Source organism: Citrobacter sp. CK185, from assembly GCF_030333565.1.
GTDB classification, from domain to species: Bacteria; Pseudomonadota; Gammaproteobacteria; order Enterobacterales; family Enterobacteriaceae; genus Citrobacter_B; species Citrobacter_B koseri.
In genome coordinates, this window is record NZ_JAOWFR010000023.1 from 637,800 (window position 1) to 652,564 (window position 14,765).

At 53.8% G+C, this 14,765-nt stretch carries 18 protein-coding genes; 6 read left to right on the plus strand and 12 right to left on the minus strand.

Features of this window, described 5'->3' with window-relative positions; translation table 11 throughout:
* The first annotated feature begins 503 nt into the window (after positions 1-503).
* Both OGV79_RS10645 and OGV79_RS10650 read left to right on the plus strand, forming a co-directional pair.
* A complete protein-coding gene (locus OGV79_RS10645; RefSeq protein WP_012133688.1) occupies positions 504-1,457 on the plus strand; it encodes a winged helix-turn-helix domain-containing protein in 954 nt (317 codons plus the stop codon).
* Positions 1,429-1,899, plus strand: a complete 471-nt coding sequence (locus OGV79_RS10650) for a hypothetical protein (RefSeq protein WP_012133689.1) — start codon at positions 1,429-1,431, stop codon at positions 1,897-1,899. The genes OGV79_RS10645 and OGV79_RS10650 overlap by 29 nt, the downstream gene beginning before the upstream one ends.
* Positions 1,900-1,939: 40 nt before the next feature.
* Here OGV79_RS10650 and OGV79_RS10655 read toward each other — a convergent pair whose 3' ends face one another.
* From OGV79_RS10655 to flgB, 12 genes are read right to left on the minus strand one after another with little or no spacing between them, the layout of a single operon-like run.
* Positions 1,940-2,944: a hypothetical protein gene (locus OGV79_RS10655; RefSeq protein ID WP_049011795.1), complete on the minus strand. Its 1,005-nt coding sequence runs from the start codon at positions 2,942-2,944 to the stop codon at positions 1,940-1,942.
* A gap of 5 nt (positions 2,945-2,949) precedes the next feature.
* Positions 2,950-3,867: a flagellar hook-associated protein FlgL gene (gene flgL, locus OGV79_RS10660; protein WP_071818870.1), complete on the minus strand. Its 918-nt coding sequence runs from the start codon at positions 3,865-3,867 to the stop codon at positions 2,950-2,952.
* Between the two features lie 22 nt (positions 3,868-3,889).
* Entirely contained in the window at positions 3,890-5,275 is a 1,386-nt protein-coding gene (gene flgK, locus OGV79_RS10665; protein WP_012133692.1) for a flagellar hook-associated protein FlgK, read from the minus strand.
* A gap of 3 nt (positions 5,276-5,278) precedes the next feature.
* Positions 5,279-5,668, minus strand: a complete 390-nt coding sequence (locus OGV79_RS10670) for a rod-binding protein (protein ID WP_012133693.1) — start codon at positions 5,666-5,668, stop codon at positions 5,279-5,281.
* Positions 5,669-5,677: 9 nt separating this feature from the next.
* On the minus strand, positions 5,678-6,781 hold the full coding sequence (locus OGV79_RS10675; RefSeq protein ID WP_012133694.1) for a flagellar basal body P-ring protein FlgI: 1,104 nt from the start codon (positions 6,779-6,781) through the stop codon (positions 5,678-5,680).
* On the minus strand, positions 6,781-7,446 hold the full coding sequence (flgH, locus tag OGV79_RS10680) for a flagellar basal body L-ring protein FlgH (protein WP_012133695.1): 666 nt from the start codon (positions 7,444-7,446) through the stop codon (positions 6,781-6,783). Before flgH ends, OGV79_RS10675 begins: the two co-directional genes overlap by 1 nt.
* 26 nt (positions 7,447-7,472) lie before the next feature.
* On the minus strand, positions 7,473-8,258 hold the full coding sequence (flgG, locus tag OGV79_RS10685) for a flagellar basal-body rod protein FlgG (protein ID WP_012133696.1): 786 nt from the start codon (positions 8,256-8,258) through the stop codon (positions 7,473-7,475).
* A gap of 21 nt (positions 8,259-8,279) precedes the next feature.
* Positions 8,280-9,011 carry a flagellar basal body rod protein FlgF gene (locus OGV79_RS10690; RefSeq protein ID WP_012133697.1) on the minus strand — a complete coding sequence of 244 codons (732 nt, stop codon included), beginning with the start codon at positions 9,009-9,011 and terminating at the stop codon, positions 8,280-8,282.
* On the minus strand, positions 9,011-10,201 hold the full coding sequence (flgE, locus tag OGV79_RS10695) for a flagellar hook protein FlgE (protein WP_012133698.1): 1,191 nt from the start codon (positions 10,199-10,201) through the stop codon (positions 9,011-9,013). The genes OGV79_RS10690 and flgE overlap by 1 nt, the downstream gene beginning before the upstream one ends.
* Before the next feature lie 34 nt (positions 10,202-10,235).
* Positions 10,236-10,919, minus strand: coding sequence for a flagellar hook assembly protein FlgD (gene flgD, locus OGV79_RS10700; protein WP_012133699.1), 684 nt, complete (start codon positions 10,917-10,919; stop codon positions 10,236-10,238).
* Between the two features lie 2 nt (positions 10,920-10,921).
* On the minus strand, positions 10,922-11,347 hold the full coding sequence (gene flgC, locus OGV79_RS10705) for a flagellar basal body rod protein FlgC (protein WP_012133700.1): 426 nt from the start codon (positions 11,345-11,347) through the stop codon (positions 10,922-10,924).
* Positions 11,348-11,370: 23 nt separating this feature from the next.
* On the minus strand, positions 11,371-11,721 hold the full coding sequence (gene flgB, locus OGV79_RS10710; RefSeq protein WP_286463128.1) for a flagellar basal body rod protein FlgB: 351 nt from the start codon (positions 11,719-11,721) through the stop codon (positions 11,371-11,373).
* Positions 11,722-11,799: 78 nt separating this feature from the next.
* On the opposite strand from flgB, the gene flgA reads away from it, so the two are divergent.
* The 4 genes from flgA to OGV79_RS10730 all read left to right on the plus strand — a co-directional run bounded on the left by flgA (position 11,800) and on the right by OGV79_RS10730 (position 14,756).
* Positions 11,800-12,591, plus strand: coding sequence for a flagellar basal body P-ring formation chaperone FlgA (flgA, locus tag OGV79_RS10715; RefSeq protein WP_047458630.1), 792 nt, complete (start codon positions 11,800-11,802; stop codon positions 12,589-12,591).
* Positions 12,592-12,722: 131 nt separating this feature from the next.
* A complete protein-coding gene (gene flgM / locus OGV79_RS10720) occupies positions 12,723-12,995 on the plus strand; it encodes a flagellar biosynthesis anti-sigma factor FlgM (RefSeq protein WP_286468306.1) in 273 nt (90 codons plus the stop codon).
* 2 nt (positions 12,996-12,997) lie between these two features.
* Positions 12,998-13,435, plus strand: coding sequence for a flagella synthesis protein FlgN (locus OGV79_RS10725; RefSeq protein WP_286468307.1), 438 nt, complete (start codon positions 12,998-13,000; stop codon positions 13,433-13,435).
* Between the two features lie 73 nt (positions 13,436-13,508).
* The gene (locus OGV79_RS10730) at positions 13,509-14,756 is read left to right on the plus strand and encodes a class I SAM-dependent methyltransferase (protein ID WP_012133707.1); all 1,248 of its coding nucleotides are present in this window, start codon (positions 13,509-13,511) and stop codon (positions 14,754-14,756) included.
* The last annotated feature ends 9 nt before the right edge of the window (positions 14,757-14,765 follow it).

The following is a 14,765-nucleotide window of genomic DNA, read 5'->3' on the forward strand; positions in this document are numbered from 1 at the left end:
AAACGATAAAAAAATTAACTCCGCTCCTTTATTTTTTCTTGTTTATTGTTTTAATCTACCAAAAAATATACCCACACCCCATGAAAGGAGATTGATGAACACAAATTTTTCACATTCGCAGGGCCTGATTTTACATAAGGATCTTTTAACTATTTCGATTAACTTTTAATCAGAAGAATTAATAATAAGGCGAATCTTTCACTGCAAATGAGGTTGCACATCACATTTTTATCGCGTAAAAAGAGCGCCAGGAAAAGATGATTCCGCGATAATCAGAACAACAGCAGGCCGCTGGTGTCTTGTTTCTGAGTGCTGTTCAGGCTGAAAAACAAACTCAGTCATCGGCAAAAGCGCTTTTCGTTTCCTCACCTCCCGCAGGCAAGCGGCATTCATTAAGAATTTCAAATGGAATTAACAGATAGTCAACATCCGTGTTCAGGCTATATTTTCTTGCGATATTTAGCCGTTGCATTTACTGGGGTGGTATATCCATCGATGAATAAATGAATAAACGCTATTACTCCGTTAATAACTGGCTGGTTGATATCCCCTCGGGATCTATTCTCCATTTAACAACAGGGGAACGTAAACGTCTGGGAGAATATCAACTCAAGCTCCTTGAAACGCTCATGCAAGATGCGGGAAAGATCTTTACGCGTGAAGAACTCACCACGCTGGTCTGGGAACGCCGCGTCATCGGTAATAACAGTCTGCCCAATGCCATCCACGCGCTGCGTACGGCACTGGAAGACGACGGCAAAAAGCAAAAAATCATCAAAACTATCCCTAAAAAAGGGTATTTGCTTGAGCCTGATTATTGCTGCTTTATCGAAAAAGAAGAGAGCGAGGTTCGCGATCCCGAAGAAAATCATCTTCCGCTGGAAGAAAACGCCCCCTCCGATTTAGCCGGGGAATATGAGGTTGTCGACGAGACGTCACTTCCTGTCGCGGAACAAGCGAACGATATCGTCCGCGTCACGCCGCCTGCAACGACCAGGCCAGTGAAAAAATCCATCCACTGGACCACCGTGTTTTTACTGCTCGCGCTGACGGCGATCGGCAGCATACTCTTTACCGGCTGGTACATGAAACTGAAAGGTCATGAGCATCTGGTCGCCCAGGAGATACAGCCTAACGTTTACAGCAACATCAACCTGTATTCCATTGGGACGAGCAGCGAGCCGTCTTATGACGCCAATAACTTGTACACCAAGCTGAAAGACACTTTTTATACCATTAATCAGCAGATCAAAATGCAGTCAGTCAGGATGAGCGTCTACTTTAGCATCACCAATTCATCGCTGAACTACACGTTCGCCCTTACCAGCCAGTGCGACAAAAAGCAGTTAGCGATGACGATTTATCACTGGCGTATCGATCCGACACGGCTGAACAACCTGATTATGCGTGAAACCCGGAGAAAACTGAATGAAATGGCAACATGCAAAGAAAGTTAATCTTGTGATTTTGTTGAGTATTTCCGTGCTTCTCGCCATCGCATTCGGCACCAGCACCCTCACAGGCGGCGCAGAGCGACCCAATACGGATGTGGAAGGGACTTTCCAGCTTGGTTTCTATGACCTGATGTCGCAGACGAAAGAAATTTATAATTCGCGGATGAAAACAACGAAAGGCACCATTCTGGCGACCATTACCAGCCCTGATGACAATCGTTTCGTACTAAAGGAAAAATTTACGCCGACGTCAGGGAAAAACGGCAAACTCTATTTTTACCTGACGCCCATCTACTACACCACCACGCACAAGGGGCTGATGATAGATGGTCTGGTCGATATGCTGATGAACACCAATTTCTGGATGGAGCCGCTGGCATTTAACGGGCAACCGTTAGTGGTAGGGCAAAGCGGGTCGATTTTTCTCTACCCTATCCAGCAGTAAGTCAAAACCGGAGGCGGAGGCCCGCTTCCGGTTACGATAATCACCCCAGCAAATTTTTTACCGTCGCCAGCCTGACGTTTGCCTGCGCGCCCAGCGCCCTGGAGAGGGTGCTGTAGCTGCTGGCGCTGCTCGCCAGCGCTTCCCCCAGGCCGCGCGCGGTTTCCCGGGCCTGCGCCGGGCTGTATACCGTCGCCATATCATTGATGCGCGACGCCACGCGCTCCTGCTGTTGGCGAAGCCTGCTGCGCTGGGTGGTAATGTGCTCCAGCGTATTTTGCAGCTTTACCTGGCTTTCCCTTTCCCGACGCGTCGCCAGCGAAACAACCTCATCACTGCTTGCCGTTTCCGCCTGTGGCGTGAGCAACGTAAACGCATCGGCGGGGAAATGCCTGCCCTCTCCGCGCACGGTGAGCTGTTGGCTGACCCGCTCCCAACGGCTTTCATCCACGCTGAACATCAGTTGCCCGTTTGCCGTCTGACGCGCATGAATCCCCAGACGGCCCAGCCCCACATTCAACTGGGTCAACGTCTGACGCGGCGTCGCCTCTTCCGGCAACGAAATGGCGGTCATCTCACGCTGCCGCCCGCCCAGTGAAAATACCAGCGTTTCTCCCCCCGGCTGGCTGAGAAGTTTCTCACTGCCGGGAAGCGTAAAGTTAACCGTGCTTTTTTGCTCCAGCGACGCGGTCAGATGGCGATCGACAGTGCCGCCGGAAAGCTGCGTCCGACGCATCAAATGTTTTTGCAGCGTATTCGCCGGCTGCGTCGCATCGCCGCGAAGCGACGACTGACGCACCTGCAACAATTGCGTTTCCGTCTGCGCCAGATAGCTGTCAGCCTGCTGCACTGCCGTGAGTTGTTGATTTAGCTGTACGTTGTAGCGCATCGGACGGCGGGACAACAGCGCCGATTCGGGGAACGCATTGCGGGTCGCGGTGATTTCTGGCGCGTTGACGCGGCCGACCGTTTGCGGCGCATCAATGCTTCCGCGCCCGGTTGCGGGCGCAGAAGTCGTAAGGGACGTTGTTTTTAAACCTACCTGCATAACAATTACAACAGACTAAACAAGTTAAGCTGACTCACCATACTGTAAGCCTTATTAGTGATCTGCACCGACTGCGTATACAGTTGCAGGTTGATACTGGTGGTCGCCCAGTCCGTTTCGGACAGGTCCCGTACAACCTGATCGTTCGCAAGGCTGACATCGCTGTGCGCATCGCTGAGCAGCGTCAGGCGGTTCTGACGGCCGCCAAGATCGGTGAAGAGGCTGGAGATGTTATCGCTGGTATTTTGCGCGACACCGATCATCTCCTCCAGTTCGTCTTTATAGTCAGCGTAATTCGCGTTCGGGTCCTGCATTTTGTCGCTGAGCGCTTTCAATTTATTCAGCATCTCAAGGTCGTTTCCTGAACCGGAGAATGCCTGAGCGACCTGGGTGTTTTCCGTAATAGAGACGCCGTTCGCGACAATCGTTTCGCGGCTGCTGTCATTGCCGCCGTACACATACTGCCCTTTCGCCTCGTCCCACGTTACCGTCTGGCTGTCAGTCTGCGTGCCGGAAAACAGATAGCTGCCGTTTTCATTTTTAGCGTTCAGGGTGGCGACCAGCGAATCCAGCATTGAAGAAAGCTCCATGCCGTAACCCGCCATATCTTTCTGGCTGAGCGTACTGTTATTCGCCAGCTTCAGCTTATCGCCGACCGCCAGCATCTGGTTACTGAGCGCGGTGATGTTCGACTCCTGAATCGACAGCGCGCCGCTCAGGCTGGAAATATTGCTCTGATACTGTTTAATCGCAGACTGCTCACGGTTCAGTTGCACCAGACGACTTGCGGAAACAGGATCGTCAGACGGCACATTAATGCGCTTTTGCGTCGACATCTGCTCCATCAACTTACTGATACGCGTGCCGTTAACGCCTAATTGCGCCAGCATGGCATTTGAGTTGTAAAGACTACTAATACGCATAATTTAAATTCTCTGATGGCGCTTAAAACATCCCCAGCAGGTCGCTGAAGATCTGATTTCCGGTGGAGATCACCTTCATGTTCGACTGGTAAGCCTGCATGTAGATCTGTAGATTAATCGCCTCTTCATCCTGGTTTACCGCGCTCAGGTTATCGCGCTGATTCTGCGCCTGGTCGCGCACCGTCGACGCCGCTTCCATTTCTGTTTTGCTCTGCTTACTGGCAATACCGATAGTGGAAATGATCGCCGCAGCCCCTTCGCTCAGGCTCATATTTCCCAGACCCGGAATATCCGTTTTCTGGTTTTTCAGTTCGATCAGCGCCTTCAGGTTATCGCCGTTGCCCGGTACGCCCGTGCCGTCGTCGGCCTGGATGCCGGACAGCGCCAGTTCTTCAGGCTTCAGATCCGTCACCTGCAACATGCCCGCAGGATTGCTTGGATCGAAAGTAAACAGCGGCTTACCTGAATTGCCATTCAGGTCATAGCCCTTCGCCAGCTGATCGTTAAACAGTTTTGCCACCGATTCCGCCATCCCTTGCACCGAATCTTTCATCTGTTGGAGGGTGCCGGTTTCATAATCATACAGCGCGCCAAGTTGACCGCCCGCCGACGGGTTCAGCGTGAACTCGCTGGTGGAAAATTTCAGCGTCAGCGTGGAGTTGCCGTTGGCGTCCTGCCCCGCGCTGAGCTGCCCGGCGACCTTACCGCTCACCAGCGGCTGACCGTTCGCCATTGAGACGGTGTACCCGCTGGAACCATCGTCCGTCACCTTCACGTCCGCCAGCGTACTTAACTGTTTTACCAGTTCATCACGCTGATCGCGCAGTACGCTGCTGTTACCGCCGGTTGACTCCATGTCGGTAATTTTTTTGTTGTAGTCCGCAATACTGGTACTCAGGGTGTTGATCTGGTCAACCATCGCGTTGCGCTGGGTGTTGATCGACTCTTTCTGGCTGGAGATGAAGTTGTTAACGTTATTGAAGCGGGTCGCCAGCGCGCCCGCCTGGTTAATAAGCTGCTGACGCAGCGCCGGGGATTCCGGCGTCTGGGTCAATGCGCTCAGGGCGCTGACAAAATCATCCAGCCCGTTACCAAGACTGGTAGAGTCGGTGCCGATCACCTGTTCCAGCGCGCCAATATATTGATTTCCGGTTTCGAAATAGCTGGCTTTCGAGTTGGTCTGCCACACCTGATTAACCAGATACTGACTGGAGATGCGGCGAATACTGTCGACCTGTACCCCGTTCCCGGCGGTAAAACCCGCTTCCCCCATTGGGCCGATGGAGCTTTGGATAATGCCCTGGCGGCTGTACCCCGGCGTCAGCAGGTTAGCGATGTTCATCGAGGTGACATTCATGCCCACCTGGGCTGCCTGCAAACCGCTGAAGGCAATATTAATCATACTCATGGCTTACTCCTGCCCGCGCATTACCGGAACCACAGGCGTTTTAAGTTCTTTCGGTTGCTCTTCTAAAGCGGTCATTTCATCCGTTTTCTTAAGCGGCGTATTCACCTGCGGCGAAAGCTGGTTGATGATCATCTGGGTAATCCCGGTGCTGCGCTGAGACGCCAGGTCAGACGCCAGTCGGTCATCGTAAAAATCACGCATCATCCGCTGCTGTTTGCTGTTGAAAGGGTTGTCTTCCCCCAGCACATCGGACGCCTTGCGCATTTGCGACAGCATGGAACGCAGCATCAGCGCCTCAAACTGTTCGGCGGCCTGTTCAAGATTCTGCGGCTTTACCTGCCCGGAGAGATCGCCGGGCAGAATCGCGGTTTGTCGGTTAATGGCATTCAGCATGGTATTTCCTTAAATCACGACCAGTTCAGCATCCAGCGCGCCGGCTTCATGCAGCGCCTGTAAGATAGCCATCGTGTCGTCCGGCGCCGCGCCAAGGCTGTTAATGGTATTCACGATGCTGCGCAGGCTGGTTCCCGCCGCAATAGTCACCATCTGACCCCGGCCACGATTAACGTTGACATCACTTTCCGGCGTGACGACCGTTCTTCCCTGGCTGAATGCGCCAGGCTGGCTGACGTTCGACGACTCGCGGATGGTGACGGTCAGGTTGCCGTGTGATACCGCCGCAGCGCGCACCACTACGCCATCGCCAATGACCACCGTTCCCGTTCGGGCGTTGAACACCACGCGTGGCGGCTGTTTACCGGCGTTAATCTGCACATCTTCCAGAGAGGACATAAAGGCCACCCGATCGCCCGCGCCCATCGGCGCACGTACCGCCACGTTAGTCGCGCTTTGCGCGGTCGCCGTGCCGGAACCAAAGGCGTTGTTCAGCGCGACTGCGACGCTGTTGGCAGTCTTAAAGCTGGGACGTTTCAGGTTCAGCATCACCACCGGCTCCTGCTGGAAATCGCTCGGCACTTCGCGCTCCACCGAGCCGCCGTTTGGCACACGGCCAACGGTCGCGGTGTTGATGGTCACGCTGGAGCCGCTGTTGCCCTCGGCTTTCACGCCGCCTACCACCACATTCCCCTGTGCCAACGCATACACTTCGCCATCGGCACCGCGCAGTTGAGTCAGCAGCAGCGTACCGCCACGCAGGCTTTTCGCATCGCCAATCGAGGAGACGGTTACATCAATACTTTGCCCACGCGCATAGCCCGGCGGCAGCGTGGCGCTAATCGCCACGGCCGCGACGTTCTTCACCTTCGGATCAATCTTCGCAGGCAACTGCACGCCAAACTGGCGCAGCATGTTGGTAACGGACTGGCTGGTGAATTTGACCTGGTTTTTATCCCCTGTACCGTCAAGCCCCACAACCAGGCTGTAGCCCACCAGCTGGTTGCCGCGCACGCCCTGAATATCGACCACATCGCCAAGACGCTGCGCCGCCGCGTTCATGCTGCAAATCAGCAGGAAAAAGAGTGCCAGTTTACGCATCATGGCCTCCATTAAATTGGGAACAGCGGGTGGTTGAAGAAGCGGGTCAGCCAGCCTGCCGCATTCGCGTCGCTGAGCGCGCCGCGTCCGGCATAGGAGATACGGGCATTGGCGATTCGCTGTGAAGAGACGGAGTTGTCGCGTTCGATATCTTCCGCGCGCACCAGGCCCGTCACCCGCATATACTCATCCCCCTGGTTGAGGGTGAGCCATTTCTCCCCGCGAATCGCCAGCACGCCGTTTGGCAACACTTTATAAACCGCAACGGTGATCGCGCCGCGCAGACTGTTCTGCTGCTGCGAGGTGGCATTACCGTTAAAGTTTCGGTTGCCGTCAATCGAGCCGGAAAGCTTATCGATTGAATGGCCGAATGCTTCCGGTATCCCCAGGGAAACATCGTTTTTCTTACCAAAGTTAGTGCGCGCCTGCTTGCTGGCCTGAGTAGACTCATCCAGCTTAACGGTCAGGATGTCGCCTACGCGATAAGCCCGGCGATCCTGGGTCAACGACCAGTTGTAGTTGCCGTTATATAACCCACCGCCGCGCACCTGCGTTTCAGGCACCACGATATCTTCCGGCGGCGCATACGCCGCATCGTCTTTTTTCACCAGCAACGCCGGGCTTTCGCAGCCCGACAAAAACAGCGCCAGTAGACTGATAACTAACTGCTTTTTCATTTCTCTTTCACTTTAAAGCCCTGTCGTTACATCGACTGGGTGACAAACTTCAACATGTCATCGGCGGCAGAGACCATCTTGGCGTTCATTTCGTAGGCACGCTGAACGGTGATCATGTCGACCATCTCTTCAACGACCTGTACGTTAGAACCTTCCAGAGAGCCCTGCTCCAGTTGTCCGAGCGCGTCCTCGCCGGGTACGCCTTCAACCGCTTCGCCGCTGGCCGCCGTTTCACGGTATAAGTTGCCGCCTATCGCCTCCAGACCGGCCGGATTGACGAAGTTCACCAGCGTCAACTGCCCCAGCTCCACCGGATCGGTTTCGCCTGCCACCGTCGCGGTAATGGTGCCGTCTTTACCAATCTGCAAATCTTTGACGTTCTCCGGCAATTCAATCTGCGGCACCAGCGGCAGCCCCTGCGCATTCGTCAGCACGCCATCTGGCGTTTTCTGGAAATTACCGGCGCGGGTATACGCGATATCGCCATCCGCAGTTTCCACCTGGAAGAACCCTTGCCCGGTGATTGCCACGTCGAAGGTTTGCCCGGTGTTCTGGATGCTGCCGACGGTAAACTCTTTCTGCGTCCCGACGATCTTCACCCCGGTGCCATACTGAATGCCGGTCGGCGCGATATTGTTCTGATCGAGCTGCCCACCTGGCGTGCGCTGATTCTGATAAAACAGATCGGCGAACATCGCACGATCGCGTTTAAACCCGGTGGTGTTGACGTTCGCCAGGTTGTTGGAAATCGCGGTCATTTTGGCGTCCTGCGCCGCCAGGCCGGTTTTACTGATCCATAAAGCGGGATTCATCTTTATTCCTTCTTATTGTTATCAGGTGCCACGAATCAGACGGTTGCCTGAATTAGCGAGATCTTCAGCGGCTTTCATCATCTTGATTTGCGCTTCAAACTGACGATTCAGCGCAATGCTGGCGACCATCTCATTAATGGCCGAGACGTTAGCGGTTTCCAGATGCCCGGACGCCACCATCACCTCTTCATCGCGTGGGTTAATCGCCGTGTTGCTCACCAGAAAGCCATCCACATTTTTGCTCAGGTCGCTTACCGGAATGTTCACCAGCTTGATGCGGTCAACATCAACCGGCGCGGCAATATCGCCGTCGTCAGGCACGATAGTGATCACACCGTCCTCACCGATGCTGACGGACGAGAACGGCGGTAAAACGATCGGGCCGTTGTCACCTTCAACCGGCAGGCCGTTGATCGACAGATCGCCCTCCGGGCTGACGTCGATCTGCCCGTTGCGGGTGTAAACCTCACGGTTGCCGCTGGCCAGCGCAATCAGCCCATCGCCTTTAATGGCGATATCCAGATTGCGCCCCGTTTCACGTACCGCGCCAGGCGTCATATCCACGCCGCCCTGAGTAGGCAGCGCCATATAACGCGAGGCATATCCCTCGCCGTTAACCTGCTGAGAAATCGCATTATCAAGATCGCTACGAAACCCCTGGGTATTCACATTCGCCAGGTTGTTTGCATGGATCTGCTGCTGCGACAAACTGCGCGATGCGCCGCTCATGGCGGTAAAAATCAAACGATCCATTACACCGCCTGGAAGAGAGCGTTCATCATGTTGTCGTTGGTGCTGATAACCTTCGTGTTCGCCTGGTAATTACGCTGCGCGGTCATCAGACCAACCAGCTCAGAGGTCAAATCCACGTTTGAGGATTCCAGCGCGCCGGATTTCACAGAACCCAGCAAACCGGTGCCCGGCGTTCCAGTCAGCGGCGCGCCGGAACTGGCGGTTTGTACCCACGTCGTGCCGTCTTTTGACGCCAGACCATTCGGGTTCGCAAAGTTCGCCAGCACCAGTTGCCCCTGCAACATCCGTTCGCCGTTGGAGAAGGTCGCGTAAACGCTGCCGTCTTCATCAATCGCCTGACCGGTACGTTCGCCAGACGCGTAGCCGCTGCTGTTGTTTTTGCTGACGGAGAAGTCAGAACCGTACTGGCTGGTGCCGTTGTAGCTCAGATCGATAGAGAGATCCGCCGCGCCGGAGATCGATGTGGTCAGGTTCGTCAGGCCAACCGGGCTTTTCAGGACGCCCTGCTCGGTAAATTCTATCGCCTGGCTGCTGTCCGGGATTTCCACGTCGTCCATGTAGTAGTGAACCTGCCAGGTGTTCTCGCCGGTTTTCACAAAATACTGGTTCAGCGTGTGCTCGCGTCCCAGGGAATCAAAAACCTGCGTGGTGTAGGTATTGTTATAGGAAGTGCTGTCTTTTGGGTTGAAAGGCGCCGTCTCCGGTTCGGCGGCGCGCGCGTCCAGGTTGGCGGTGAAGTCGAGGCTGTCGGTCGCCTTCGCCGGAATAGAGCCGCTGCTGATCGTCAGATTGCCGATCGTCCCCACTTCTATCTCGCCGTTAGCATTAACCGGGTAGCCCTGAAGATACATCCCCAGGTTGTTGATCAGGTTGCCGCTGCTGTCGGTGCCGAAGTAGCCCGCACGCGTATATGCCGTGGTCCCCGTGCTGTCACGCACCATGAAAAATCCGCTATCGCTGATCGCCAGATCGAGCGCATTTCCGGTGGTAGAAATGTTTCCGCCTCGGGTAATACTCTGGGTCACACCAGAAACCCCTACGCCCAGCGGCTGGCTTTCCGCATACAGTGAGGAAAATTCCGCACGGCCGGATTTGAATCCTACGGTGCCGGAGTTCGCAATGTTGTTGGAAATGGCGTTCAACTGCTCGGTAATTGCATTCAGACCGGAGGTCGCAATATTAAAACTCATAATAAATTCCTGTTAACTCAACGCTTAACCCGACTTACGCACGTTTCTGCGAGTCGCTGCCAAACTGGGTAATATTGTTGTAAGCAATCTCACCGATTCCGGTGATATTCAGTTGGATGGCGCTGCCATCAAGCGGGATGCGCACATTGTTGACGATACCGCCCACTTCAACAGGAATGCCTTCTTCGCCCGTATCGGTCACAACGCTAAGGGTGTATTTCCCTTCGCTCAGGCCCAGCTCCTGCGGGTCAATGGTGAAGTCCACCTGCCCGGCGTCCTGTTTCCCCAGCTCAATTTTGTGCTCGGTGCCGGCCGCGTCTTTGACGATGACCGTCGTCACACCGGAAGCGTGATCCAGCGTCAGACGTCCGTTAATCGTCGTTTCGCCGTCAGAGTTGATCGCGTCGGTCTGCACCATCACATGCTGCCCGACCAGGTTGCCGGTGGTGAGCGTTTGCAGGTTGTCCATCAATACGGAACTGTTCGCCATCAGTTGCGACATGGTTTCCATTGACTGAACCTGCGTCAGCTGCGCCAGCTGGCTGACATACTCGGTGCCATCGGTAGGGTTCAGCGGGTCCTGATTCTGGATCTGCGCGACCAGAAGCTGCATGAACAACGTGTTCATGCCGGCTGCGCTGCTGTTATTGTTGTTACTGGCAATGCTGCTATCCGACGTTCCTGTCTGGCTTCTGGTGGACGTGCCGTCTACATTCATCCTTATACCTCTCCGAGTCTCAGCAGACTTTGCTGCATGCTTTTAACACTGTTCAGAACATCAACATTGGTTTCGAAACCGCGCGACGCCGACATCATGTCCGCCATCTCCTCTACCACGTTGACATCCGGGTAGTAGACATAGCCATCCGTATTCGCCATCGGGTTATGCGGCTCATAACGCTGTACGGCATTGCCGGTTTCGACAACATCCATCACCTGGACGCGCGCGCCGGTTAACGCCCTGCTATTCATTAACTCATCATTCTTATAAACCGCAGCAAACACCGGACGACGGGCTTTATAGACGCCGTCTTCGGTGGCGGAGGCGGTTTCCGCATTAGCGAGGTTACTGGCGATGGTATTCAGACGAACGGTTTGCGCCGTCATCGCCGACCCCGAAACGCGATAAATATCGGTAAAAGCCATATTCCGTTATCACCTGCGTAGGATTACTTACCTTCAATGGCCTTTTTCAGGCCCGTGAATTTCATGTTTAAAAATGCCAGGCTCATCTGATAATCCTGGGTATTCTTCGCAAACTCAGCCTGCTCGACGTTCAGCGCAACAGTGTTGCCATCGGAAGAGGGCTGATAAGGCACGCGGTACATCTCTTGCGGCGCTGACGGATTCGAAAAACGCCACGATGAACGTTGCATCTCAGCGGCAAAATCAATATCTTTAGCCTGGAAATTGGGGGTATCGACGTTTGCCAGATTGGCTGACAGCAACTCTGCTCGGGAAAGTCGAAGCGCTACAGCCTGTGGATGAACGCCCAATGCTTTGTCAAAAGTAATACTCACAACTCACACCCTCGTGATGCTAAACCTGCAATGATCTGCTTCCCTGTATAGCAATATTCATGCCAAGGTTTTAACATCATGATTTTTAATGGATTTATTGGTTTTATCCCTACACGGGTGAAGCGTTGTTTCCGCCCTGGAACGTTATCCTTCCTGCTGATGCTTTTTACAGCGCTGCCATCCTTCGCCGCCCCGGAAAAAGTGCAGAGCGCGCGTAAGCAGGTCACTGCCGCCGTTCAACATCACGCAGCGCAAGCCCTTCGCCAGGAGGCCGGGCGCCGCAAGTGGCCCGAGTATCAGGCGAAGATGAACCTGTTTATCCCTTCCGACGTCTCCCGGTACGCTCCCTGCCCTGACGCGCTAACCGTGTCGCTGCCCGGCGGCGAACGCATCGATCTCAACCGCCTGCGTTTTGATGTGCGCTGTGAAGGGCCGCAAGGCTGGGATGTCGCCGTCACCGTCAAACCGGATGTCTATCTTCCGGTGGTGATCGCCAAAAATTCGCTGGAGCGCGGCCAGGTGTTATCCGCCAGCGACGTATCCATCAAAAAGCTCAACATCAGCAGCACGCGCGGCAACTACCTCACCGACCCGGATGAGGCCATTGGGCTGACCGTGAAGCGCCGCATTCGTGAACTACAGCCGATCACCCTGACGCAACTGGAATCTCCGGTGCTGGTTGAACGCGGTCAGCGCGTTCTGATGATCGCCGAACAGGGAGGCGTAGAGGCCCGTACGATGGGGGAAGCCATGAAAAAGGGACGTAAAGGCGAAATGATTAAGGTGAAAAATGAGAGCAGCGAGCGGGTGGTAAGCGCGATTGTCGCGGACGCTGGCGTCGTCAAAATGGTCTACGCCAGCGGAAACTAAAAATATTCATTCGCGGTTTAAGTTTTACCGGCAACAGGCCGCTCTTTAACGGTGAGGGCATCGGAAGTCCTCCTTCCGCAGGGCAGGATTCATCCGCAACCATAACGAAAAGATGAAAAAGAGGCGAAGCGATGAAAGTAGTAGCGAATCAATACAATCTGGCAACCGCAATCAACAAGAGTAGCGCCGTAGAACAGACCCGCACTGTCGCTCAGGAAGGCACGAAAATTGAGCGCAGCACCGCGATCGATCCGGTACTGGGCGATGCGCAAACACAACTCTCTGCGCTGCCGGAAGTGGATATGGCGCGCGTAGCTGAAATGAAAGACGCTATCAGCAGCGGTAAAATCGCGGTTAACCTCGATTCGCTGACGGATGCGATGCAGAAGTATTTCCAGAGGTAATTATGACTAACGCCGCTCAGAGCGTTAAAACACTGATACAGGACATGGCCGAAGACCGTAAGCATTACCATGTCCTGAATGATTTACTCATACAGCAGCGCGACCACATTATTGCGCGCCGCGCCGCAGAGCTTGACGTGCTGAACGCGCAAATCATGGCGTGCTACCAGCACTTGTCGCAGCACAGTCAGCAACGTTATCGCCTGCTTGAGCGGTTAGGCATTAACGCCAACGCGCAGGGCATGCAAACGCTCATTGCCCGCCTGCCTGCCGCCCACCAGCCTTCCGTTTCCGCTCTCTGGCAAAGTCTCCAGCAACAGGTCTCGCAATGTCAGGCCACCAATGAATACAACGCCATGCTGATGAATATGCAGCAGGAGATTCTGACCAATCTGTTGAATATCAGCGAACCCGAAAACTGGCTGTATCAGCAGGGGTAATGCGCTGTAATTTATTGATTTGTAGCTTTGTTCCGTTTGCGTTCTATCCGTAATTTTCATCGAGGCCAATATTATGGGGCAATTACGACGCTTCAACCTTCCCCACCTGATTCGTCACTATCGTGTCACTCATGTGATTGAAACGGGTTTTGGTAAAGGTGCATCAAGTGTATATGCCTTACGCTCAGGTGCTGAAGAAGTTTATTCCTGTGAAATCTATAAACCGTTATTTGATGCCGCGCCAAAAATAGACAATCTGCATCTGTACAATGAAGACAGCCTGACATTTTTGTCCCATGAAGAAATTAAACGCACTCTTTTCATCAAGCGCGCCGTTGTTTTTCTGGATGCACACTTCCCCGGCGCGGATTTTAAATTCGAGGACTACCAGAGCAATAAATACAATGAGGAAACGCGCCTTCCTCTGCTCAATGAGTTACGCCAGCTAAAAGAATTTGCGGATAATGCGCTGATTATTATTGACGATAGCCGTATCTATCTTCGCGTTATGCATGAGGCCACCGGCTGCAAAGCGCTCCCTCCTCCCACAGAAGACGCTGAGAACGCGTTTCTGGAAGCGCTTGAGGCCTATAGCGGGACGCATATCATCAAACATTACCCCGATGACCAGGGCTACGTTGTACTTTGGCCTAAAAGCTGGCGAGAATTCGGCGTTAACACCCATATTCTGGCAGGAGACCGGACTGCCGCCCCCGTATTTCGAACGGGGATACCAGGAACAACCTGTATGTCAATTAACAGGCGATTGCTTGATGCGCGTTTCAGTACTCGCTGGCTGTCAGGAAAAGGTCTGGATATTGGCGGCGGCGATGACAGTATTGCGTTGTATCAAAGCCTGTTTCCTTTAATCCAATCAATAACCGTATTCGATCTTCAACAAGGTGACGCGCAGTATTTAGCCAGAGTACCGGATAACGAATTTGATTTCGTTTATTCAGGGCATTGCCTGGAGCATGTTATGGACCCCTACGTCGCGCTGCCTCATTGGTTAAGGGTCGTAAAACCCGGCGGTCATCTGGTTTTAACCATTCCAGACGAAGATTTATACGAGCAAGGCGTTTGGCCATCAACCTTCAACGACGATCATAAACATACTTTTACGCCCTTTAAGCATCGGAGCTGGTCGCCTGTTTCCGTCAACGTATTATCGTTATTACAAACCCTGCCAGGGAACTTCAGCATTGAGAAAATAGAGAGGCTGAATCATAGCCATTTAAAAGGTATGCCTCGATTCGATCAAACGCGGACGGCGTTTGCTGAATCCGCAATTGAGATAATCATCCAAAAGCTGAAATCATAGCAACAGGGA